At 46.4% G+C, this 23,607-nt stretch carries 23 protein-coding genes; 11 read left to right on the top strand and 12 right to left on the bottom strand.

The annotated features are described in order from the left end of the window. Positions 1–79 precede the first annotated feature (79 nt). From ACRD67_RS16060 to ACRD67_RS16045, 4 genes are all read right to left on the bottom strand, one after another. A complete protein-coding gene (locus tag ACRD67_RS16060) occupies positions 80–2,512 on the bottom strand; it encodes a TonB-dependent receptor (RefSeq protein WP_430968243.1) in 2,433 nt (810 codons plus the stop codon). Next, positions 2,496–3,215 carry a DNA repair protein RecO gene (gene recO, locus ACRD67_RS16055; RefSeq protein WP_430968242.1) on the bottom strand — a complete coding sequence of 240 codons (720 nt, stop codon included), beginning with the start codon at positions 3,213–3,215 and terminating at the stop codon, positions 2,496–2,498. The genes ACRD67_RS16060 and recO overlap by 17 nt, the downstream gene beginning before the upstream one ends. Positions 3,216–3,321: 106 nt before the next feature. Further along, complete coding sequence (gdhA, locus tag ACRD67_RS16050; RefSeq protein ID WP_430968241.1) at positions 3,322–4,665, bottom strand: NADP-specific glutamate dehydrogenase; 1,344 nt, start codon at positions 4,663–4,665, stop codon at positions 3,322–3,324. A gap of 172 nt (positions 4,666–4,837) precedes the next feature. Further along, a complete protein-coding gene (locus ACRD67_RS16045; protein WP_430968240.1) occupies positions 4,838–5,992 on the bottom strand; it encodes a cystathionine gamma-synthase in 1,155 nt (384 codons plus the stop codon). Between the two features lie 88 nt (positions 5,993–6,080). On the opposite strand from ACRD67_RS16045, the gene ACRD67_RS16040 reads away from it, so the two are divergent. After that, positions 6,081–6,824 (top strand): DUF3298 and DUF4163 domain-containing protein, encoded by a 744-nt coding sequence (locus tag ACRD67_RS16040; protein WP_430968239.1) that lies wholly within the window; start codon positions 6,081–6,083, stop codon positions 6,822–6,824. Here the strand turns inward: ACRD67_RS16040 and ACRD67_RS16035 are convergent. Beyond that, positions 6,821–7,294 carry a DinB family protein gene (locus tag ACRD67_RS16035; RefSeq protein ID WP_430968238.1) on the bottom strand — a complete coding sequence of 158 codons (474 nt, stop codon included), beginning with the start codon at positions 7,292–7,294 and terminating at the stop codon, positions 6,821–6,823. The two genes, ACRD67_RS16040 and ACRD67_RS16035, sit on opposite strands and share 4 nt — an antisense overlap. A gap of 118 nt (positions 7,295–7,412) precedes the next feature. Between ACRD67_RS16035 and ACRD67_RS16030 the strand changes: the two genes are divergently transcribed. Both ACRD67_RS16030 and ACRD67_RS16025 read left to right on the top strand, forming a co-directional pair. After that, positions 7,413–7,766: an arsenate reductase family protein gene (locus ACRD67_RS16030; protein ID WP_430968237.1), complete on the top strand. Its 354-nt coding sequence runs from the start codon at positions 7,413–7,415 to the stop codon at positions 7,764–7,766. Then, positions 7,763–8,656, top strand: coding sequence for a DMT family transporter (locus ACRD67_RS16025; protein WP_430968236.1), 894 nt, complete (start codon positions 7,763–7,765; stop codon positions 8,654–8,656). Before ACRD67_RS16030 ends, ACRD67_RS16025 begins: the two co-directional genes overlap by 4 nt. Here the strand turns inward: ACRD67_RS16025 and ACRD67_RS16020 are convergent. Beyond that, the gene (locus ACRD67_RS16020) at positions 8,640–9,116 is read right to left on the bottom strand and encodes an acyl-CoA thioesterase (RefSeq protein ID WP_430968235.1); all 477 of its coding nucleotides are present in this window, start codon (positions 9,114–9,116) and stop codon (positions 8,640–8,642) included. The genes ACRD67_RS16025 and ACRD67_RS16020 overlap by 17 nt on opposite strands. Before the next feature lie 130 nt (positions 9,117–9,246). Here ACRD67_RS16020 and ACRD67_RS16015 point away from each other — a divergent pair, with 130 nt between their 5' ends. The 6 genes from ACRD67_RS16015 (at position 9,247) to ACRD67_RS15990 (ending at position 14,400) form a co-directional block, all read left to right on the top strand. Beyond that, on the top strand, positions 9,247–10,221 hold the full coding sequence (locus ACRD67_RS16015) for an NAD(P)H-dependent flavin oxidoreductase (protein WP_430968234.1): 975 nt from the start codon (positions 9,247–9,249) through the stop codon (positions 10,219–10,221). 10 nt (positions 10,222–10,231) lie between these two features. Next, positions 10,232–11,248, top strand: coding sequence for a bestrophin family protein (locus tag ACRD67_RS16010; protein ID WP_430968233.1), 1,017 nt, complete (start codon positions 10,232–10,234; stop codon positions 11,246–11,248). After that, positions 11,248–12,210: a YheT family hydrolase gene (locus ACRD67_RS16005; protein WP_430968232.1), complete on the top strand. Its 963-nt coding sequence runs from the start codon at positions 11,248–11,250 to the stop codon at positions 12,208–12,210. Before ACRD67_RS16010 ends, ACRD67_RS16005 begins: the two co-directional genes overlap by 1 nt. 41 nt (positions 12,211–12,251) lie before the next feature. Continuing rightward, positions 12,252–12,728 (top strand): c-type cytochrome, encoded by a 477-nt coding sequence (locus tag ACRD67_RS16000; RefSeq protein WP_430968231.1) that lies wholly within the window; start codon positions 12,252–12,254, stop codon positions 12,726–12,728. Positions 12,729–12,743: 15 nt separating this feature from the next. Further along, positions 12,744–13,550, top strand: a complete 807-nt coding sequence (locus tag ACRD67_RS15995; protein ID WP_430968230.1) for a class I SAM-dependent methyltransferase — start codon at positions 12,744–12,746, stop codon at positions 13,548–13,550. A 148-nt stretch (positions 13,551–13,698) separates the two neighbouring features. Next, positions 13,699–14,400, top strand: a complete 702-nt coding sequence (locus tag ACRD67_RS15990; protein WP_430968229.1) for an SIMPL domain-containing protein — start codon at positions 13,699–13,701, stop codon at positions 14,398–14,400. A 12-nt stretch (positions 14,401–14,412) separates the two neighbouring features. Here ACRD67_RS15990 and ACRD67_RS15985 read toward each other — a convergent pair whose 3' ends face one another. The 4 genes from ACRD67_RS15985 to ACRD67_RS15970 all read right to left on the bottom strand — a co-directional run bounded on the left by ACRD67_RS15985 (position 14,413) and on the right by ACRD67_RS15970 (position 19,558). After that, on the bottom strand, positions 14,413–15,942 hold the full coding sequence (locus ACRD67_RS15985; RefSeq protein WP_430968228.1) for a SulP family inorganic anion transporter: 1,530 nt from the start codon (positions 15,940–15,942) through the stop codon (positions 14,413–14,415). A gap of 79 nt (positions 15,943–16,021) precedes the next feature. Next, positions 16,022–16,816, bottom strand: coding sequence for an SDR family NAD(P)-dependent oxidoreductase (locus ACRD67_RS15980; protein ID WP_430968227.1), 795 nt, complete (start codon positions 16,814–16,816; stop codon positions 16,022–16,024). Positions 16,817–16,866: 50 nt separating this feature from the next. Continuing rightward, positions 16,867–18,546 (bottom strand): sodium:solute symporter, encoded by a 1,680-nt coding sequence (locus ACRD67_RS15975; protein ID WP_430968226.1) that lies wholly within the window; start codon positions 18,544–18,546, stop codon positions 16,867–16,869. A 43-nt stretch (positions 18,547–18,589) separates the two neighbouring features. Then, the gene (locus ACRD67_RS15970; protein WP_430968225.1) at positions 18,590–19,558 is read right to left on the bottom strand and encodes a phytanoyl-CoA dioxygenase family protein; all 969 of its coding nucleotides are present in this window, start codon (positions 19,556–19,558) and stop codon (positions 18,590–18,592) included. A gap of 149 nt (positions 19,559–19,707) precedes the next feature. Between ACRD67_RS15970 and ACRD67_RS15965 the strand changes: the two genes are divergently transcribed. Further along, complete coding sequence (locus ACRD67_RS15965; RefSeq protein WP_430968224.1) at positions 19,708–20,568, top strand: helix-turn-helix domain-containing protein; 861 nt, start codon at positions 19,708–19,710, stop codon at positions 20,566–20,568. A 99-nt stretch (positions 20,569–20,667) separates the two neighbouring features. Here the strand turns inward: ACRD67_RS15965 and ACRD67_RS15960 are convergent, their stop codons facing one another. Next, positions 20,668–21,591: a nicotinic acid mononucleotide adenyltransferase gene (locus tag ACRD67_RS15960; RefSeq protein WP_430968223.1), complete on the bottom strand. Its 924-nt coding sequence runs from the start codon at positions 21,589–21,591 to the stop codon at positions 20,668–20,670. 126 nt (positions 21,592–21,717) lie between these two features. Between ACRD67_RS15960 and ACRD67_RS15955 the strand changes: the two genes are divergently transcribed. Continuing rightward, a complete protein-coding gene (locus ACRD67_RS15955) occupies positions 21,718–22,719 on the top strand; it encodes an NAD(P)H-dependent glycerol-3-phosphate dehydrogenase (protein ID WP_430968222.1) in 1,002 nt (333 codons plus the stop codon). A 20-nt stretch (positions 22,720–22,739) separates the two neighbouring features. Here the strand turns inward: ACRD67_RS15955 and ACRD67_RS15950 are convergent, their stop codons facing one another. Next, entirely contained in the window at positions 22,740–23,492 is a 753-nt protein-coding gene (locus ACRD67_RS15950; protein WP_430968221.1) for a LytR/AlgR family response regulator transcription factor, read from the bottom strand. Positions 23,493–23,607: the final 115 nt, after the last annotated feature.

The following is a 23,607-nucleotide window of genomic DNA, read 5'->3' as shown; positions in this document are numbered from 1 at the left end:
ACGACCCATGAAAAGGGCATTAAAAGGAGTCATGGCCAACTGTTTGTGATATCTAGGGGGCCAAATGTGGAAATTAGGCCTAAAAATGGTAACCCAGACCCATAATGAAGTTCATTCCCGGTGCGGCTATTCCAGAGGAATAGGTCCTATAGCGTTGATCTGTAATATTTTCCAAACTAAGGGATGCCTTCAATGCGTTGGAAATATGGTATTGGGAACGGAAATTAAGCGTGTACCAGGAAGGGGAAAACGGATTTCCGTCGGCATCCGTGTCGTAGATAAAGGGCTTGCTACGTTCCGAAAGCGCAAGATCATCGAATGAAATCTCCCCGTTGTAATTTAAGAAGAGGTCTGCCTTTAGCCTTTCATTTTTCCAGGCAAGGTGAAAATCCCCAAAAGTGGGCGCTACATGCCTTGCCGCAGAATCGGTCCCGTCATCATCTTCCTCTATCCCCTCGGTTAGGGTAAGGTTCGAGGAAATGGACAGGTTTTCGGTAAGAAAGGCCTCCGCACCAAATTCAAATCCGTATACATAGGCCTTGGCTGCGTTCTGTATGGCCTGCACGTTGCTCAGTTCCCCATTGTATACGATCTGGGTCTCCCCGTTGAACTGAAAATCCCTCCGGACCAGGGCATCCACTAGAAAGGTATAAAAGGCGGTACCCTTCAGTACCACTTTATCCTTAAAGTTCTTGCGCAACCCAAATTCAACATTGTACGCATATTCCGGTTCCAGATCGGGATTGGGCACCACCACGGAACCCGGTTCGGAATCGAATATCTTTCCGATATCATCTATATTGGGCGCCCTAAACCCGGTAGAACCGTTTAAGGTAATCTGCAGATCAGCCTTGGGAAACCAGCTAAACCCGACACTCCCCGTCAACGCTCCGGTACTCAACCTGGCATCGTCAAAGGGAAAGGAGAAAAAAGTCTGGTCAAATAGGGCATCGATCCAAACATGACTATATCGGAGTCCGGAGAGCATGCTGAAATTTGGCTTTGCCTTATACTCGGCAGTAACATAGGCCGCAGCCGTTTGCCAGGTAGCACCATCGGGATATCTGGAGGCCGCAGCGGAGCGTACGTCCGTTTCTATATGATGCTGCCTACCTTCAGAGGCCACATGATTGAAAACATATTCCGTGCCATAGTACAGCCTTAGGTTGCCGATCCGTTTGTTCTCAAAATCGATATTCGCCGATAGGGCATCTACCTGTTCCTTGGTAGAAAATCGGATGGGATCCTGGAAGTCCCGGTTGTTCCTGCTCTCCTCAAATCGTTGATAGGCCGCGGTAATCTTGAGTCCGTCGTAAAATTTGCCCCGGCCCTGCTGAAATACATGCACGTTGCCCATAAACCATTTTTGGGGGCCGTAAAACCATTCCGCAGAACGCAGGCCATCGCCCTCGCTGTTCGGCCTGATCAGGCGGTCGTACCTGGAATAATCCGAGGTCTCGGAATAATAGGCTCCCAGGTCAAAACTCCAGGAGTTGTTCGGTTTAAATGCCACCTTTTGCATCAAATTGATCTGGTCGTAGCCCGAGGTAATCTGTTCACGGGGGCTCCCATTGGGCACCAGTATGTCCTCCCCGTCCCTGCGTACCACATAATTATTCCTTAGATATGAATCGGGGCCATGACGGCCCATGGTAAGATCGTCAAAATCATTATAGCTAATGCTGCTCAAAAAAGCCCATTTTTTTTTGCCAAGATTAAGGTCTGCGTGTACGGTGTTCTCGTTGTTCGCGGAGGCATACCTATAACTGGCATTGCCCGTAATCATCAAACTATCGGTATCCGAAAATTGAGGCTTGTGCGTGTAAAAGTTCATGACCCCACCAATGGCATCGCTTCCATAGATAACCGAACCCGGCCCAAAAATAACTTCCGTATTCTTTATGGTATAGGGGTCAATAGAAATGACGTTCTGTATATTACCTCCCCTAAAAATGGCATTGTTCATACGAACCCCGTCTACGGATAACAGCAGTCTATTGGTAGCAAAACCGCGAATCAAAGGGCTGCCACCTCCAAGCTGACTTTTCTGTACAAACACTTTTCCACTTTGTTGCAACAGGTCTGCCGCCGTCTGGGGGTTGGTAAAGGCAATGGTCCTGGCATTGATCGACGCTATTCTTTGGGGGATGTCCTTTTTTTGTTGCTCCCACTTGGAGATGGACATCACCACCTCATCGAGCTGTTGTGCCCGTAGGGTAAGATACACCCTGCCTCCTCGTCGCAAAAGTTGTGATTTTGTTGTTTTCCTGGTCTGATAGCTAATGTGCTTCAGCGTTAGTCGTTCGTTTCGATCAAAAACGGCGAGATCACACCTGCCATTGGCATCGGTAAGTGCGGTCTTGCTTTGATCGGTGTTAAAAATTGCGACATTCGGCACCGGCGTTTGGGTCTCTACATCCAAAACGCGTATCATTTGTGCGGAAAGACCATGAACCCATAAAAACAAAATAATGATGAAACCTGTCCTTCGCATACTAGCTAAATACTTCATTCAAAATGGCAAGTGATCTCGGTTTTTTAAACCCCTGCAAATGTAATTCAAAATAGAGAACAAGCGATTGCAACAGATCCCTTCTGCTGGCTTTTCCCATCTTGATTGTATGCATAGCATCAAAATTTGTGCCCAAAAACCTTTTAAAATATGCCAGCGTTTTATCCTGTATCATCGGGTTCAGGGAAGGGGCAACCACAAAGTTTCCCTCCTGGAGGTCAAAATAAGGGGCATCGTGGTGGGCGGTGTCCGGATAAAATCCCAAATATTTCGTAAGACCAAGCAAAAAGTAAAGATGGAAATTGGCAATTTTGTCGTGGGTATCCAACCATTGCAACGAAGCAGCTATAAAATGAAAAAGTTGCGGATTGGGTTCTTCCTCAAAGATACTGCTTCTTAGCACCTCGGCAAGAAACATGCTCATCGCGTTCTTGGTGATATCGGTATGTAGGCTGTTGTAGTGGTAGTCTACCCTTGCCTCACGGATGGTTTCCAATGTTCCTTTGTCCTTATGGTTGGCCACCAGTTCCAGTTGCATCAGGGGTTGAAAATAGGCCGATTTCAATTTTCCCTTCTTCGAGGCCAGCACTCCTTTTAGCAGATAGGTCTTCATACCGCTCGAGGCTGTGAATGCCTTTACGATCAGGCTGGTATCCCCATACTTAAGCGCCGATAAAACAATGGCCTTGGTCGTGATTGGCATGGACAGAAATTTGAATGCTCTAAGATAAGCCTATCCTGGACAATATGGTATCAAAAAAAGGCTTTCCAACCCAATGGAAAGCCTTCCTAACCTAAGCTGTTTTCTATTAGATGACCCCTTGCGCCAACATCGCATCCGCCACCTTGACGAATCCGGCTATATTGGCTCCTTTAACATAATTGCAGTAACCATCCGCTTCCTTCCCGTATTCAATACAGGAATCGTGTATTTCCTTCATGATACCCTTTAGCCGATCGTCTACTTCTTCCCTTGTCCAACTAATACGTAGGGAATTCTGTGACATTTCGAGCCCTGAGGTAGCCACGCCGCCGGCATTGGAAGCTTTTCCTGGTGCAAATAAAATCTTTGCCTCATGGAATTCGTGGATCGCTTCGGGGGTAGAGGGCATATTGGCGCCCTCGGCCACACAAATGCATCCATTTTTTATAAGGGTTTTGGCGCTATCCCCGCCCAACTCGTTCTGCGTGGCACAGGGCAGTGCAATATCACATTTTACTTCCCATGGCGTCTTGCCCTTGTGGAACTCCGCACTGCTGTATTTATCGGCATATTCCGATATACGACCTCTACGGTTGTTCTTCAGGTCCATAACAAAGGCCAGTTTTTCATTATCAATTCCGTCTTTGTCGTGGATGTACCCCGATGAATCGGAAAGGGTAACCACCTTGCCGCCCAACTGCAACACTTTTTCCGCAGCGTACTGGGCCACATTCCCCGAACCGGAGATCACAACGGTTTTTCCGTTTACGTCCATATCTTGGGTATTCAGCATGCTTTGCGCAAAATATACCGTACCATACCCTGTTGCCTCCGGACGTATTTTGGATCCTCCCCAAGAAAGTCCCTTTCCGGTAAGCACTCCAGTAAACTCATTCCTTATTTTCTTGTACATTCCGAAAAGGAATCCTATTTCGCGTGCGCCCACCCCGATGTCTCCTGCGGGAACGTCGGTATTTGGACCTATGTGCCTACAAAGTTCCGTCATAAAGGCATGGCAAAAACGCATTACCTCATCATCGGATTTGCCTTTGGGATCAAAATCAGATCCTCCTTTGCCGCCGCCCATGGGAAGGGTGGTAAGGCTATTTTTGAACACTTGCTCAAACGCCAAAAACTTCAAAATACTGGCATTTACCGAATGGTGGAACCTTAGGCCTCCCTTGTAGGGTCCTATGGCCGAGTTCATTTGTACCCTATACCCCCGGTTTACATGGATCTCTCCATCATCATCTACCCAGGCCACTCTAAAGGACAATAAGCGTTCCGGTTCTACCATCCGTAATAAAATATTTTTGCCGTTGTAAATTTCGTTGGCGGCAATATAGGGTATTACGGTTTCGGCAACTTCCTGTACCGCTTGGAGGAATTCAGGCTCATGGCCGTTTCGACCCTTGACCTCATCCATAAATGCTTTGATTTTTGCTTCCATAAAGACTTTGCTATCGGTTAATATTTGCCCGTGCACTACCGCTCAGGACAGACTGTCTCCTCCAAAAACCTCAGACAAAAATTAAAGAAATCTTAGGGATTCGGAATATTTAGGCAAAATTATATTATTTCTATAATTTGAACCCTATTTTTTTAAAAAATTGATAAAATGTCTATCCGATAGCCTGCTCCAGATCGGCAATAAGATCGTCCTTGTCCTCGATGCCCACACTTAAACGGATCAATGCGTCCACCACCCCGCTTTTTTCCCGTTCCTCTTTGGGAATACTGGCGTGGGTCATACTCGCCGGATGTCCTGCAAGGCTTTCCACACCGCCTAAGGACTCGGCCAGGGTAAATACCCTTAAACTTTCCACGATTTTAATGGCATCGGCATACGCGCATCCCCTGGTAACAAAGGAGATCATTCCGCCAAAATCATCCATCTGACTGGCAGCTATATCATGGTTGGGATGGTCCTCGAAGCCAGGCCAGTACACTTTTTCAATCTTGGGATGTTTGGCCAGATATTCCGCAACCGCCCTTCCGTTTTCGCAATGGCGCTGTATCCGAACATGTAGGGTCTTTATTCCCCGAAGTACTAGAAAACTGTCCATGGGGCCACAGACCGCCCCACTGGCGTTCTGAAGAAAATAGAGCTTATCCGCCAGTTCCTTATCCTTTACCACCAGGGCCCCTACCACCACATCGCTGTGGCCACCCAGGTATTTGGTAGCTGAATGCATCACGATATCAGCACCCAAATCCAACGGCCGCTGCAAATAAGGGGTGGCGAAGGTATTGTCCACTGCAAGCAAAATATCGTGTTTTTTGGCCAGGCCGGACACGGCGGCGATATCCACAATATGCATCATGGGGTTGGTGGGAGTTTCTACCCATATCAGCTTGGTCTTATCTGTAATGTACGATGCGATTTCGGATGCATCCTGCATCCCGATAAAATGGAATACAATACCATATTTTTCATACACCTGTCTGAAGAGACGATAGCTGCCCCCGTACAGATCGTTCGTGGAAACCACTTCATCACCGGGTTCCAACAATTTAATTACGGCATCGATAGCCGAAAGGCCACTGGCAAATGCCAGACCATAATTGCCGTTCTCTATGCTGGCCAATGAATTTTCGAGGGCCGTTCTCGTAGGATTGCCACTTCGGGAATATTCATACCCCTGATGTCCTCCAGGAGTGGTCTGCGCATAGGTAGAGGTTTGATAAATGGGGGGCATTACGGAGCCGTAGGCCTTATCCGGTTCTTGCCCTCCATGGATGGTCCTGCTGTTGAATTTTAGTTTTTTTTCGCTCATATGGTAAAATTATCGCTACAAATGTATCGTTATCTTTTGGAGAATACAATGAAGGTGTAGTTTTGCAGTATCCATTAAATTACATTTTATGAAGACCCCAGTAACCTACCTATTGTTAGCGGTGATGCTCATTAGTTGTACAGACAACGGCAAACTTACGTTCGAGGCGGCAAATTTCAATGCAGGGACCTGTACGGATTGTCCCCAGGTTTCGGTTAGTATCCCTATGGCCCTGGCAGAGGATAGGATAGCCACCACCATTAACACGACCTTGAAGGAAGAGGTAATTTCCCTATTGACCTTTGACGATGATGTTAAAGCGGTGGACATTGAGGGTGCCATAGGTTCCTTTAAAAACGGTTTTTTGGAGCTAAAAAAAAAGTATCCGACCGAAACCATCGGATGGGAAGCCAACATCGAAGGAAGTATCGCCTATGAAAACGTCCGTATTCTGACCGTTGAGCTAGGTTCCTACATATTTACAGGTGGAGCACACGGCTATAGCGCTACACGTTTTCTAAACTTTGATAAGAAAAAAGGGGTAGAACTTGAAGATTGGGAACTGTTCCGAAACCAAAAGGATTTTAAGCGATTTGCCGAAACCAAATTTCGGATCCAAGAGGATATCCCCCAGGATGCACCCATCAACAGCACGGGTTTTATGTTTGAAAGGAACGAGTTTTACCTCCCGGAAAATATTGGTTTTACCCAGGAGGGCCTGCAGTTGCTTTACAATCAATACGAAGTGGCCTCCTATGCCGACGGGCCCATTGTTCTCATCTTGCCCTATGCCGAGGTAAAAAGCTACTTATCCGGTAAAACCAGATCCTAAGCCGCCGACTCCCTTGCCAAGGCCTTCCTAAGCGCTAGAATGGACCCAAGATGTAGGCCTTCATGGTACAAATTAAAGGAAAGGGCATCTACCACATTATTCAATTGGGCCTTGGTACTCGTCTCATAGGCCATATACTCTTGGAACACGTTTTCCCGGTAATCTGTCCGGGTCTTTTCAATAGTAGTAAGCAGCAAGGCACTCAAACGTTCAATTTCCTCATCGCTTGCCGTACCATCGGGCACGGTTCCCTTTTTAAACTTCTCCACCAATTCCGTATCCACGAGCATGGGAAGTCCACTTCTGCGATAGACCAGTAATTGTTGGGTCACAACCACATGGGCTATGTTCCACCAGATGTTGTTACTAAAGCCATCGGGAATCTTCAACAGGCTTTCCCGGGGTGTTCTCAAGAGCAGGCTGTGGAGCAGCCTTCTGTTTTGCAGTGTTATATTCAGTAGATTTTCCAAAGGGATTGTTTTATCAGTTTTTAAAAATAGTACAATTCGCAGGAATTAGGTTTCTTTGTGATGCGATTTTCCGGTGACATCATCTGCTGACCGGTTCATAATGCCAAATCCGTTTAAAATGAAAAAAATCTACCACCTCGGAACCTGTGATACCTGTAAACGAATCCTAAAGGAATTACAGCCATTGGAAGGCTTTAACCTGCAGGACATTAAGACAGAAGGTATTACCCCTTCACAACTTGAAGCGATGCATGCGCTAACCGGAAATTACGAAGTGCTGTTCAGCAAACGGGCACGTTTGTACAAGGAACGCAATTTGGCGGCCAAGGCACTTTCCGAGACCGATTACAAGGACCTTATTTTGGAACATTACACTTTTTTAAAGCGTCCGGTGGTCATTGTACATGACAAAATTTTCATAGGCAACAGCAAAAAAGAGGTCGCCGCTGCCAAAGAAACCATACATTCTTGAACAAAAGGTCCTTAGCCATACTCGCGGCCCTGGGGGCGACAACCATTTATGGCTTAAACCATACCATTGCCAAAGGGGTTATGCCCCTCTATGTAAAACCTTTTGGGTTTATCCTGCTGCGCGTGGTGGGTGCCGCCATATTGTTTTGGAGCATTTCGGGCCTCGGTCCGAAAGAAAAAATAGAGCGAAGGGATTGGGGCCGTATTTTAGTCTGTTCCATCCTGGGCATGGTCATCAACATGTTGGCATTCTTTAAGGGACTTGAGCTGTCCACTCCCATAAACAGTTCGGTGCTGGTAACAATTACGCCCATTATTGTAGTGGTGCTTTCAGCCCTGTTCATTAAGGAAAAAGTAACAGGGCAAAAAGCTTTGGGTATTCTCTTGGGTCTCGTAGGCGCTCTGGCCCTTATTCTTTTTGGTGCGGAAATACGGCAGGACGCCCCCAACATTCCCCTGGGCAATACCTTGTTCATTGTCAATGCCACCTGTTATGGTTCCTATCTTATCGTGATTAAAAAATTGCTCGATAAATACCACCCTTTCACCCTGATGAAGTGGTTGTTTACCATTGGTGTGCTTATTAACTTACCGATTACCTATGGGGAGTTTATGGAAATTCAGTGGGCCCAACTTCCAATGGAGGTCATCGGTGCCATAGCCTTCGTGGTCATAGGCACTACTTTTCTGACCTACCTATTCAATGTATTTGCCCTAACACAGTTAAGGGCTTCTACCGTGAGCGCCTTTACCTATGTACAGCCCCTGATCGGGATTCTTTTTGCGCTATTCAGTGGAAAGGACCACCTAACAAGCATCAAAATTCTAGCAGCTGCCATGGTTTTATTGGGCGTGTACCTTTCTAGTAAAAGGCCTAAGCCAAGTCCTTAGGGAATTTTGACATGCGCCGTGTATCTTCTTTGGTAAGCACCCGAAAATCGGTTGCCCTTTCTACGGTGCTGAACATTTGCAGCAGGTCCTTTTCCAGGGCAACAAGTTTGCGTTGCCCCAAATCCATCCAGGCGCCCATCATTTCACAATGCGCAAAGTTCATCCCCTTGGCATCATAAAAGTTATGTCGAAACTCAAAAAATTTCCCATCCTCGCTGGTCCCCACCACTTCCAGGGAGACCCGTACGGGTTGGCCCGGAAAAACCTCCTTATAGTAGTACATATGTTCATAAAACACCACCGGTCCTATATTGCGTTCGGCCATGATCCGGTGGGTGAAACCTTGGTCTGCCAAAAAACACATTCGGGTGTGGACCATAAAATTGATATAGGCGGTATTGGCCAAATGTCTATTGGCATCCACATCGCTCCATCGTACTTCAAATTCCTTTAGATACATACGGTTTGTTAGGTTTTCTTGGTATATCGTTTATATACTGTTAAAAATACCATAGTTTTGGAAAAGCCGATAGGCACCCTCATAAATTTAACGAATATCCTTATTTTTAAATCGAACAAAATTTTTCACTATGAGCAAAAAAGCGTCCTTTATAAAAGATCTTTCCCTACCGGCCATTGCGGCTCCCATGTTTTTGATTTCCGGACCAAAATTGGTCATAGAATGTTGTAAAAACGGAATCGTAGGGACCTTTCCTGCCTTGAACCAGCGTAGCAGTGAAGGTTTCGAGGAATGGCTGATCGAAATTAAGACCGCTCTGGACGCCTTTGAATCCGAGACGGGAAAAAAAGCGGCGCCTTTTGGGGTAAACCTTATTGTGCATCAGACCAATCCAAGGTTGGAGGCCGATCTAAAGTTGTGCATGAAACACAAGGTCCCCCTAATTATCACTTCCTTGGGCGCAGTGTCGCAGGTTGTGGATGCCATTCACAGTTATGGCGGACTCGTTTTTCACGATGTTATCAAAAAAAGACATGCCCAAAAAGCGGCAGGTGCCGGGGTAGACGGACTTATTTTAGTAGCTGCCGGAGCAGGAGGACATGCAGGGACCATAAATCCGATGACCTTGGTGGCCGAAATCAAAAAATTCTATGACAAGACCATTATTCTATCGGGTTGTATCAGTACCGGTAGGGATATTGCCTCGGCAATGCAAATGGGCGCCGACCTTGCCTATATGGGTACCCGCTTTATCAACACCTTGGAAAGCAAGGCACCGGAGGACTACCGGAAAATGATTGTTGAAGCAGGGGCCAGCGATGTGATATATACCGCAGCCATCTCGGGGGTACATGCCAACTTTTTGGGGGCCAGCCTTCAAGCGGCCGGCATTAGCCAGGAAGACCTTAAAAAGGACGTTAAAGTAGACTTTGGAAAGGAATTGGATACAGAGGCCAAGGCCTGGAAAACCATATGGTCCGCGGGCCAGGGAGTAGCAACCATAGATGATGTCGTATCTGTAGCGGCACTGGTTTCCTCCTTAAAATCCGAATTTCATACGGCCATTGCAGAACAGAAACAGCTCCTGGAACTATACCCGGAATAGATAAAAGGCCATGTACGTAAAAAGAAATATTGGTTGGGGACTGATCTTAAGGTTTAGCTGGAAGAACATCTGTTTTTTTATTCTGTATTCCTTCATCATCTTTGGGATATACTCCTTTTTGGGGTGGGACTTCATCAACCTGCCCTTTGAACCGCTCACCGTTATTGGTATTGCCGTTTCCTTTTATATCGGTTTCAAAAACAGTCAGAGTTACGATCGTTTTTGGGAGGGCAGAAAAATCTGGGGCGGTATCGTGAATTACAGCCGTACTTGGGCCTTACAAGTGCTCTCCTTTGTTCGGACCAACGATGCTGAAAAGGACAGGGAAATGCAAAGACAGCTGATCCATAGACACATTGCCTGGATCAATGCACTACGGGTACAGCTACGCCAAGCACGCTCTTGGAGCCTAAGGGAAGCCAGGACAGTGGAGAAGTTGTACGATCGCCACGCCGAACGGAATATTTCCTGTAACGAAGCGTACAACTATGTAAGTATGCGGGAATTTTCAGATTTAAAAAAACGGGTAAACCCCGCCACCCATTTGATCAAGAACCAGGGCATGGAAGTGACAAAATTGAGACAGGGAGACATTATTGATGGTTTTCAAGAGGATCAGCTTCAGAGCATTCTGGAAGAGTTCTACAATTTACAAGGGAAGTGCGAACGCATTAAAAACACTCCTTTCCCAAGACAATATGGCTATTTTTCAAGGGTTTTCACCTGGATTTTTATTCTGTTGCTCCCCTTTGGCCTGTTAGATGTCTTTGAAAAACATTTATTGGAATACGATGAGGATACCATGGGCTGGATGATCTTTTTACAGATTCCCTTTTCCGTATTGATTTCCTGGATTTTTGTAACCATGGAAACCGTGGGGGACAATAGTGAAGATCCCTTTGAGGGCCGGGCCAATGATGTACCCATGACCGCCCTGTGCCGAACTATCGAAATTGACCTCAGGGATATGCTCGATGAGGAAGAACTACCCGAACCTATTAAGCCAAAAGATAATATTTTGTATTAATGCCGCTGGTTCCCACTACCTATGACCCTCCGTTTCCCTTTAAGAACGGCCATATCGCTACCATTTATGCCGGCATTGTTCGGAAAGTGAACGGTCTGGAGCAGCACCGGGAGCGAATTACCCTCCCCGATGGCGACTTTCTGGACCTGGATTGGAGTCACGCTTCGGTCAAAACACTTGGGGTGGTCATCCTCTTGCACGGCCTGGAAGGTAACGCCCAAAGGCCCTATATTACCGGGAGTGCCAAACGGTTCGTTGCCGCGGGTTTTGATGTCTGCGCGGTGAACCATCGAAGTTGTAGTGGGGAAACCAACCGCCTGTTCCGTTCCTATCATTCCGGAGCTACTGAAGATCTGGATGCAGTGGTCAACCATGTTCTCCACACAAAACCTTATCCCCAAATCTATATTAAGGGATTTAGTCTGGGCGGAAATATGGCACTCAAATATTTAGGCGAAGGCCTAAGGGTGCCCGAACAGGTGAAGGCGGTGGTAGCAGTTTCTGCCCCCTGTAGCCTACACAGCTCCCTGCTGGAATTGCTGAAACCCAAAAATTTCCTGTATGCCAAGCGTTTTAGGAGGCATTTAATAGAAAAATTAAGGGCCAAACAGCAGTTGTTCCCGGAACTAATTTCGGATGCCGATATCAAAAATGTGATTACCCTAAAGGATTTTGATGATATTTATACCAGTCGGGCACACGGATTTAAGGATGCGATTGACTACTATACCCAATGCAGTTCCTTGCAGTTTCTGTCCGGGATTCAAATCCCAACCTTGATCATAAATGCTATCAACGATTCCTTCCTAGGACCCGAATGTTATCCCGTAAGGGAAGCCGAAAACCATGGGAAACTCTACCTCGAAATGCCTAAATACGGGGGTCACGTTGGCTTTTATGCGCCAAAAAACACCACCTACACGGAAAAAAGGGCATTAAAATTTCTGCAAGAGTCCATTTAAATGTGGTATTGCTTATATTAGTGGTCTTAAACCAATTACCGATGAAAAAAATAATTACCATTCTAGCACTGGCCGCTCTGGTCCTTGGTTGTGGTGAAAAAAAGGAAGAAAAAAAGGAAGGCTTTGAAATGAGCCGTACCAAAAAAGAGACCAAGTCCGTCGTCTCCGAGGAAGTTCCTGTGGATTTGAGCAATAAGGGCGTGGGACCCATTACTTCCGTAACATTTGATGATGAAATCGACACGGAGCTGGTCGCCCAGGGTGAAGCCAAGTTCAAAACCATATGCACGGCCTGCCACATGGTAGATCAGCGCATGATTGGTCCAGCCATGGCTGGTGTATACGAACGTAGAAGTCCGGAATGGGTAATGAACATGATCCTGAACCCCGATGGCATGCTTAAGGAAGATCCCATTGCCAAGGCGCTGTTAAAGGAATACAACAATGCCATCATGCTAAACCAAAACCTTTCGGAAGAGGAAGCAAGGGCAGTGGCCGAGTACCTTAGGACCCTATAGGGCTTATTTAAAACTATGAAAGCACCTACCCTTACTTTTGGGATAGGTGTTTTTTTTGGTCAAAACCTTATGAAAAAACCGCAACAGCAGTTCACAAAACAGACCGACTTCTACAAAAAGTATCGGCCTAGCTATCCCGAAGCTTTACTTACGGATATCCTGGCCCTCACCCAGGGAAGGGAATGTTGCTGGGATTGCGGTACGGGCAATGGGCAAGTGGCCATAGTGTTGGCAAAGCACTTTAGGACCGTAGAGGCGACGGACATCAGCAAAAACCAATTGGCAAAGGCAGTAAAGGCCCCCAACATCCGGTACTCCCAGCAACGGGCCGAAGCCACCGATTTCGAGGAAAATACCTTTGATCTGATTACCGTGGCCCAGGCCGCCCATTGGTTCGATATGGATGCGTTCAACCAGGAATTCAAAAGAGTGGCAAAGCCTCAAGCCCTTGTAGCGCTGTGGGGTTATGACCTGGTGCAGGTAGATAGGAACGTTGATGCCCTGATGCAACGTTTTTATAGTGAAATCGTAGGACCCTTTTGGCGCCCGGAACGCCGACATATTGATCAGGAATATCGCAACATTCGGTTTAATTTTCAAGAGATAACATTACCCGGCTCCTATGCCATAGAGGCACAATGGGAACTCGAAACTATGGAAGGTTATCTAAACTCCTGGTCCAGTGTTCAGAATTTTAAGGAAGCCCGGGGAGAGAACCCGGTCAATCCATTTATCACCCAGCTAAAAGCCCATTGGGGCAAGGGGGCGATCAAAAAAGTTCGTTTTCCAATTTTTACCAGGATCGGGAAAGTCAGCAAGTAAGCTGCAGCCAAGCAATGCCAGATCTATAATCCAAAAACATGCTATTGGTACCAATCCATAACCAAAAAGGGGTGTTGGCTCATTATCGCTTTTAAAATGCCAATATAAGTTTTAGCTTCGTAAAAAATATCCCATAAAAAATCTAAACATGAAACAAATCACCAAAATTGCACTTCTGTTGTTGTTCTTTGCGGTATCGCTTGCCGGCCACTCACAAACCAAGAATTTTATCGATCAGCCCTATTTGGAAACTACCGCTAGGGTAGACACGCTTGTGGTTCCCGACAGGATCCATATGTCTGTCCTAATAACCGAAGCGGACACCAAGGGGAGGACGTCCGTGGAGAAATTGGAAAACAGAATGGCCACAGAGTTAAAGGCGTTGGGCATAGATACCGATAAGCAACTATCCCTATCCGATTTGGGAAGTAATTTTAAGAAGTATTTCCTTCGGAAGACGGATATTCAGAAAAGCAAGGAGTACCTGTTAGTAGTGTATGATGGCTTAACAGCGGGCAGGGCCATCCAAGCGTTGGAATCCATTGGCATTGCGAACGTAAATCTTGTCAAGACCGAATACTCCAAAATTGAGGAGCTTAAAATTGCGCTGCGAAAGCAAGCGGTAGGAAAGGCAAAAACACAGGCAGAGGCCATGTTGGAGCCCTTGAATCAAAATTTGGGCCGAGCCCTTTTCATCTCCGATCTAAATACCAATATCGTCCGCTTTCAACAGCGCGCCACCTATGGATTGGAGTATGCCAAAGCTGCTGATTCCTCACAACCCTTGGCCGTGGAATTTGAAAAAATTAAAGTGGAGAGCACGGTCAATGTAAAATTTGCCATGGAATAAGCTGTCCGTAGATCATATTTTGTCTACCACCACTTTGTAGGTAGGGTCTTCCAGGACATTGACCTCGATGATCTTGTCGGCGTTCGACAATAGTCTTCGACAATCCCTGCTCAGATGTTTTAAATGGACCTTCTTGCCCACCTTGTGGTAACGCTCCGTAATCTTGTTTAAGGCCTCAATGGCCGACATGTCCACGACACGGCTTTCTTTAAAATCGATGACTACCTCATCCGGGTCATTGAGGACATCGAATTTTTCGTTGAACATGGTAATCGAACCGAAGAACAAAGGGCCATAAATTTCATAATGTTTTACCCCTTCCTCATCGATATATTTTCTGGCGCGGATGCGTTTGGCATTGTCCCAGGCAAATACCAGGGCGGAAATAATTACCCCTACCAAGACGGCCAAGGCCAAATTATGCAAGAACACGGTTACCAAGGTCACGAGCACCATCACCAGCACATCCGATTTGGGCATTCTCCTAAAGGTCCTTAGGCTTGCCCATTCAAAAGTCCCCAGGGCCACCATAATCATCAGTCCTGTAAGCGCGGCCATAGGCATACGTTCTATAAGTCCCGAACCGAACATAATAAATACCAGGAGCATCACAGCGGCCACAATTCCCGACAGTCTGGCCCTTGCGCCATTGGAGGTGTTGATCAAACTCTGTCCGATCATAGCACAACCGCCCATCCCCGAAAACAACCCGGAAAGCACGTTGGCCGTACCCTGAGCAATGGCTTCTTTATTGCCCCGACCGCGGGTTTCCGTAATTTCATCAATAATATTCAGGGTCAACAAACTTTCGATCAAACCTACACCGGCAACAATGGCTGCATAGGGAAATATGAGTCCCAAGGTCTCCAAGGAAAAGGGAACAGTCGGTATGTGAAAGGGTGGAAACCCTCCCTCAATAGAGGCGATATCACCAATGGTCCTGGTATCGATATCGAAAAATACGACCAGTCCAAATATGGTCAGGATGGCAATCAGGGAGGCGGGCACGGCCTTGCTCAATTTGGGCAGTCCCCATATCATGACCATGGTCAAAAAGACAAGTCCCAACAGGATATATAAGGGTGTGCCGGATAGCCAGGCGCCCTCAGCAGTCTTAAACTGATCCAACTGTGACATAAAGATGATAATGGCCAGACCATTGACAAAACCAAAAATTACAGGATGGGGCACCAGGCGCATTAGTTTTCCCAATCGGAGAAAGCCCGCAGCCATCTGTAGGACTCCGGCCAAAATAACCGTGGCGAAGATATATTCCACCCCATGCGATTTTGCCAGAGCTACCAGTACAACGGCCACCGCACCGGTGGCGCCAGAAATCATGCCAGGACGGCCACCCAACACCGAGGTAACCAAACCCATAACAAAAGCGGCGTACAGGCCGGTCAAAGGCGAAAGGCCAGCGATCAAAGCAAAGGCTATGGCCTCGGGTACCAAGGCCATAGCAACGGTGAGCCCGGAAAGCACTTCCGTTTTATAGTTTACTTTCTGCGAAAAATCGAATAGGTTCAGGTACTTCTTCATAAACCCCTTAATTTAAGGGCGCAAAAGTAAGCTATAATCATCGTTTGCCACGACTAATCCGTGAAAAATTGGGTGTAGGCTAGAGAATACCTCCCATACTGCCTCCATCAATCTTAATGGCGGCCCCGTTCGTGGCGGCAGAAAGCGGACTTGCCATATAGGTAATGGTATGGGCCACCTCTTCCACAGAGGCAAACCGTTGCAGGAGGGAGGACGTACGGGTTTCCTTAAAAAAGTTGGCCTCCACCTCGCTGATGGTCTTCCCTTGCTTAAGGGCGGCGGCCTCCAAAAACTGTTCGGCGCCCTCGGATAAGGTAGAGCCCGGCACTACCGAGTTTACGGTTACCCCACTGCCTTTGGTGAGTTGCGCCAAACCTCTGGACACCGACAATATAGCCGTTTTGGTAACACTATAGGCAATTAAATCAGGAGGCACCAAGGTTGCACACTCGCTGGATACAAACAGGATACGACCCCAATTTCTCGCTAACATTTTGGGCAAACAGTGACGGGATAAACGTACCCCGCTCATCACATTTACATCAAATTGTTCGTTCCAATCCTTGTCCGTCGTCTCCAAAAAAGACTTGGCCCGGTAGATGCCCATATTATTGATCAAAATATCGATTTCAGGTAAATTTTGTAGCAGGGCCGCTATGGATGCCGTATCAGAAAAATCGGCCTGCAGACCGCTGGCAGTGTCCAGGCCCGTCTCCTGTTGCAAACTTGAGACAGCTTCATCGATCTTTTTGGTCTTTCTGCCATTAATGATCACATGGGCCCCTTCCTGCAATAAGCTCTTTGCTACCGCAAATCCGATACCGGAGGTAGAGCCCGATACAAAGGCGGTTTTTCCCTTTAACTGCAAATCCATATTTTTTGACTATTTCGATTATTAAATTGATTGTTTTTTCCGCCCTGATATCAAGTCCATATTCCCCACGGGCTAAACACCCACCACAAGAGTAGAACGAGCAGGACCAAAACGATGGTCAACACCACATCGGTGGAAAAGGTAAAGGGGGGCCTTGGACGAACGCGGTCAAAGGTTACCGCTTGGAGCACTTCTGCCGATTGCTGTTTTCCAGTTTTACTGACCACCATCAGGACTAGGGCGCAGAAAAGAAACAGAAACAAGGCAAAATGCAGAAAATTAATCTCTAGGAAGATGCCCAAGAGCGAGTCCTTTTCCACGTTTAGACTTCCTTCCTTGCTCATAAACTCCGTGACCAAACGTAAAACTCCCAGTACAAATCCAGCCCAAAGGGCCACAATAGCCCCACGGGCATTGATCCATTTATAAAAAAGACCAAACAAAAAGACCGCAGCAATCGGGGGTGAGATATAGGCTTGTACGCTTTGAAGGTATTTAAAAATTCCTCCATCCATAAGGGCCCGCATGAATGGGATCCAGCCCAAGCTCACAATGACAAGGACCACGGTGGCCAATTGTCCAAAACGGACCAGATCCCGTTCCGAGGCCTTGGGTTTCCATTCCCGGTAAAAATCGATTGTAAGTAAGGTAGAGCTCGAATTAAAGGCCGATGACAAGGAACTCATAAGTGCAGCCAACAAGCCGGCTATGGCAATACCTTTGAGTCCGGCCGGCAGAAAAGTGGTAATCATTGCGGGCAGCGCCTGATCCGCATTCTCCATGGCAAAGCTCAGTTCCCCTTGCTGCAACAGGGCATAAGCAATGACCCCAGGGATAAAAAAGATAAAGACCGGTAACAATTTCAAGTAACCCGCAAACAACGCTCCCTTCCGGGCATTGGAAACATCCTTTGCCGATAAGGTCCGCTGTACTATATACTGATCCGTACACCAATACCACACACCCAATATGGGTGCTCCGAACAACATGCCGGTCCAGGGATACTCCGTATCCGTCATGGGGCGCCACAGATTAAAAAAACGTTCTACGGGAGGATTGGAAGGCTGTTCCGCGGCAACCGCCAAGGTATTGACCATACCATCCCACCCGCCTAAATGATGTAGGCCAAAGAGGGTAACGGCAATAGTGCCTGCCAATAGGATAAAGGCCTGGACCATATCGGTATAGATGACCGCCTTTAGGCCTCCCAGAACGGTGTAAAAGCCCGTTGCGATCACGGTGACAATGGCCCCAGTCCAAAATGGGATGCCAATGGTCTCGAACACCAAGGCCCCTGCGAAAATTATAAGGGAGATCTTGGTAATCACATAGGCCAATATAGAAACTACGGACAGGTAGTTGCGGCAGGCCCTGGAATACCTTTTTTCCAGGAATTCGGGCATGGTATAAACACCAGTCCGCAGGTAAAAGGGTACAAATACCCATCCCAACAGGATCAGCACGAGCGATGCGATAATCTCAAAATTGGCCAAGGGCATATCTCCTCGAGCTCCCGCTCCGGATACGCCCAAAATAATTTCAGAACCAATATTGGAGGCGAAAAGGGAAGTCCCTACCACCAGCCAACCTTGACTTTTACCTGCAAGGAAATAATCTACGGAACCACGGGATTCCGATTTGCTTTGGGCCGCCCAACGGGCAATCCACAATATTACGCCAAAATAAACAAGGATAATGGCAATGTCCCAGGGACCAAGATGGTTGAACATATGTAGTTTTTGGTTAATTTACAGTTTGGTGGTTGGCGCAAGCTTACCATTTTTCCAGTCCCAATAGTTTTTTGCCCAGCTCGTTCAGATCGGCCACTCCGTATTTGGTCTGCTCCCAATTCCGTGGATCTCCGGGGAAGGCATATCCATCAGGGGCGATCCTATTTTTCCAGGAGTTTATACGCCATTGCCGCAAGGCCTCATTATCCTCCTCTGCCGGCATCATGGAAATATACTGGGCAATACGCACCTTGTCCTTGGAAAGGTTGGGACGAATACCATGGGGTTCTGTGCTGTTAAAGATAAGTAAATCCCCCGCTTCCATTTTTACCTTTACAATCTTGTCCTGCAAATCGGAAACATCCGGTTTAAAATGATCACGGTCTTTGGGTTGGGTCTGTTTCCAGCTATCATAATTTCTATACAGCCAGGGTATGCATTGGAAGCCGCCCATATTTTCATCGGTTTGATCGGCCAAGGCCAATACACCCTGCACATTTTGCGGTTGGGTCTCAGGGTCATAGTCCCAATGGATAAATCCTTTGTACTCATGTCCGGGCCTAATGGGGAAGTTCAAATTGGCACGATCAATGGTCACCCATAATTTTTCCGTACCCCATATATCTACAAAAGCATCGTATACCCGTTGCGATTGCCGGTTGTTCCAAAGAAACTGATTGTTGTATACTTCTACCATTCCGGTACCTGCAAGTTCTTTCATTTCGATTTCGGCACGTGTAGGGGCGTACCAGGTCTCAGGATCCTTGGGGTCTTTCTCATCAAATTCCCAGATAAAATCGGCCGTGGCCAGAGCCTGTTCCCTGGGAACGGCATTTTTTATAACGATATAACCGTTGTGCATCCAAAACTTCCAATCGTCTTCGCTCAGTACCTTTAACGGTCTACCGTTGCTCCGATCACTTAATTGTATTTTGCTACTGGTAGCCGTTGATGGGTTACCAGGAATGTCCTCGTGGGCCGTATTTGCCATTTTTGTCTTCGTGCTTTTCATAATCGTAGCGGTTTAAGAGTGAATAACTGAAGCAAATATAGCTGGAGAGGGCTTATGGGTTCAACCTCCATATTGACTAAAATTTGAATAATATTGATATTTTTTAATCCAAATTATGATAATAAATACATTTTAGTTAAATTTTGGATATGAAAATACAATTGGAAACGTTTAAGCAAGAAGCCGAAGGCTCGTTTAGATTGCTGCACAACCCCCGTTTGAACGACCTTTTCTATTGGCACTTTCATCCCGAGTACGAGCTGGTTTATATTGAGGGAGCCAACGGTACGCGCCATGTGGGCGATCATATCTCTACCTATAGGGAAAGTGATCTGGTGCTCATCGGTTCCTATATTCCCCACCTTAATTTTGACCATGGCGTACGGACCGATTACAAAAAGGAGGTACTGCATATTAACACCTCCTTTAAAAATAAACTGTTCCAGGAAATCCCGGAACTTTCCGAAATATTCGAACTCTTTGAAAAGTCGCAATACGGCATTGCCTTTAGCGGGGCCACCAAGGCCGAGGTAGGCGAACGTCTAAAGCGCCTTTATGCCCTCTCCCCATTTGAGCAATTTTTGGAGGTACTGCACATCTTCAAAATTTTGTCGAAAAGTGAGGAGTATATTCTGTTGCACGAACGCCCGGTGATTAACCGATATGGCAAAAAAGGCCAGGAACGCCTACGGAAGATCTATGCCTTCATTGATGAAAACTACCACAGGAAAATAGAGGTCAACGAGGTGGCTGCCATATGCAATCTTGGGAAGGCCGCTTTTTGTCGCTACTTTAAGAAGGCGGCAGGAAACACCTTTGTCGGGTTTTTGAACCAATATCGTATTAGTCAGGCAAAACGTCTGTTGCTCACCGGAAAGAACGTAAGCGAGGCATGTTACGAGTGCGGCTTTGAGAGCCTGTCGTATTTTAATCGTACGTTTAAAAAGGTGGTCAGGGAAAATCCCTCCGGGTTTCGGAGAAGACATTCGGGTCTGCGTATCAACGGTTAAAAAAGAACCGCCCTGAACCTGAAGGTCCAGAGCGGTTCCCAACTAAATAACCAACCAAAAACTCTTTGCGTCCCAAACCGTTATTTGGGTTCGCTTTCTTTATTTCCTTTTGCGCTTTACGTTCATGACCGGATTGGAGCTCTTCTTCCTCTTCTTGCCCTGAGCGGTATCGCCAGATTTCAAATATTGTATATATCCCCTTCCTCTAAATTCATATACCGTTTCGCTGCTGGGGTGATATAATTCTATGGTACTATCATTGATAACGTACAGTTCAAAATAATCATTGCCCAGAAAATCATAATCCAGTGTTAAAGTTTTTAAGGTGTCATCGCCCTGCACATCATACACCTGATAATCACCTTCGTAGTCCCAGACCAAATCACCTATTGGTGTACCATTGGGGTCTATGGACGACCTGAAGAAATCCCCGTTGTCTCCAGAGAGGAATTGCAAATAGATTTCGTCATCAAAGTCGTTAATGGCACCAGCTTCACTCGTAAATACCTTTTCCCAGGCTCCGTACTCCTGTAAAAAATAGTGGATGTTATCATAGAACACCTGATCGTAATCAAAATTACTACGTTGGTACCCTTTTAAAAAGTAGGAGGTATCCGTAGGTGCGTGGTAGAGTTCCAAGGTACTTCCATTAATCTCGTATACATCAAACAACCAGCGCCCATCCACATCGTGATCTATTTCCACAGCGCCGGCCAAGGGGTCGTAATAGCCCACATCAATCCCCAGTCCGTTGCCGGTCTTGCCTATCCCCACAATGTTATTGTTGGCATATACCGCACCTCCCTTAAAAGAGATGGTAAAGGCCCGCTGTAAAAAAGGGACTTCCCCATTTCCTCTGGTAGCATTGATATCCACGTACCACAGTTCGTGCGACTGCAGGGCGGTGTTTACGTTGAATATGGGAACAGCTACAAAATCATCATCCAAGATGACTTCCGTGTAGCAGGAAGTGCTCAATGTTCCGATCATTAAAAATCCTAGTAGTAGTTTTATACCTCTCATAAATAACAGTGTTGTGGTTCTGCCCTGGTTAAAACAAATGCCGTGCCATTATTTTTAACTTATTGATTATCAAGTGTTAACATAAAGATTTTTTTATTTACTTTTGAGGCAATTATCATAAAGTATATGGATACAACACCCACATTTGCCGTCATCGGCGGAGGCAGCTGGGCCACGGCCCTGGTAAAAATGCTCTCCGAAAACATAGATAAGGTGAATTGGTATATGCGCAATGTGGACGCTCTACGACATATTGAGCAGCAAGGGCACAACCCTAACTATTTGAGTTCCGTGGAGTTTCAAGAATCACAATTGGCCCTATTTGAATCGCTCGATGAAATTGTTGGGCAGAGCGATATCCTGATCTTTGCCATTCCCTCCGCATTCCTAGAGGCAGAACTTAAGAAGATGAGCTCGTCCCTAAAGGGCAAGATCATTTTTTCGGCCATAAAGGGCATCGTCCCCGAAACCGGGTTGATCGTAGGGGAACATTTCCATGAGGCCTACGATATTCCGTTTAAAAACATAGGGGTCATCACCGGGCCATGCCACGCGGAAGAGGTGGCCCTGGAGCGCTTATCCTATCTCACCATAGCCTGCGCCGATGAGCGGAAGGCCGAACTGGTAGCGCATCATCTCAATAGCCATTATATCAAAACCAAGATTTCAGATGATATTATTGGGACAGAATATGCGGCCATGCTCAAAAACATCTATGCCATAGCAGCTGGAATCGCTCATGGCCTACGTTATGGCGATAATTTTCAAAGTGTGTTGATGAGCAATGCCATCCGCGAAATGGAGCGCTACATAAAACAGGTGCACAAAATGAAGCGTAACATTAACAATTCTGCCTATTTGGGCGATCTTTTGGTTACCGGTTACTCGCGCTTTAGCCGTAATCGGATGTTCGGCACAATGGTCGGGAAAGGCTATACCGTACAGAGTGCGATGATGGATATGAATATGGTCGCCGAAGGGTATTATGCCGCCAAAAGTGCGTTTCAGCTAAAAGTACGATTTCGAAAAAAAACCAAGACGCCCATTATTGACGCCGTTTATGCCATTTTATATAAAGGCAAAAGTGCCAAAAAAACTTTTAAAAATCTTACGGATCGTTTGGATTGAGCTATGACGGGGAAGCCCGATCAATTAAGCAATACCTCATCGGTTACACTCTTCCCTCGAGGGACCGATTCATTTTGGACATCAATAGTATTGGCATCATAGGACTTTATATGGTCCCTGTTCACGATATAGGAACGGTGCACGCGGACAAAATTTGAAGGCAACAGCCTCAAAGCCTCCTTAATGGTCCCATAGGCGGTGATCTTGGATTTATCGGAAAGGCGATAAACCACATAGTTTCCCAATCCTTCCACAAACAATATGCTGTCCAAAGGTACACGGTGCATCCTTCGGTTAGACCGTATTTCAAGAAATTTTTGATCGATGCCCTTGTTTTTTTCATGGGCTATTTGCCAAAGTTGAAACAGTTTGGCCCCCAGTACCAATAACACCGTGGTATTGATCAACACCACGGCCCTAATGAACATGGTGGCGCTGAACAGGCCATGTCCGGCCGTATTGAGCAAGAGATTTTCGTAAAACAAATGTATGAATATCCGCTGAAGCGCACCTGCCAAAAGCAACACCAGAACATAGCCCAAAAAGAAATGTGGGTACTTGCTTTTCAGTAAAAAACGGGGCAATAAAAAATAAATTACCAGGTAGACAGCCATTATACGTGTGGGCAACAATACGAACTCCAAATAGAAGGACGCGAGATAACCCTCATCGGTGACCCAGAGCAGCCCAAAAAAAATATAGTACGCTATCCAAAAAATGATATGGGTGGCGATGCGCGAATTAAACAGGTAAAAATCTTTGATGAGCTTCATGTACCTTAAAACTTATCATGATATAAAGGGTATTCGCATAATATAACTGTGGGGTTATATAAATATCGATTTGGATAAATATAGACAATCTAATTTTAAGGAAAATATAAAATTC

Origin of the sequence: Eudoraea algarum (genome assembly GCF_050589645.1) — a bacterium.
Lineage (GTDB): Bacteria > Bacteroidota > Bacteroidia > Flavobacteriales > Flavobacteriaceae > JBNGOQ01.
This window is presented reverse-complemented; position numbering and strand designations above follow the sequence as displayed.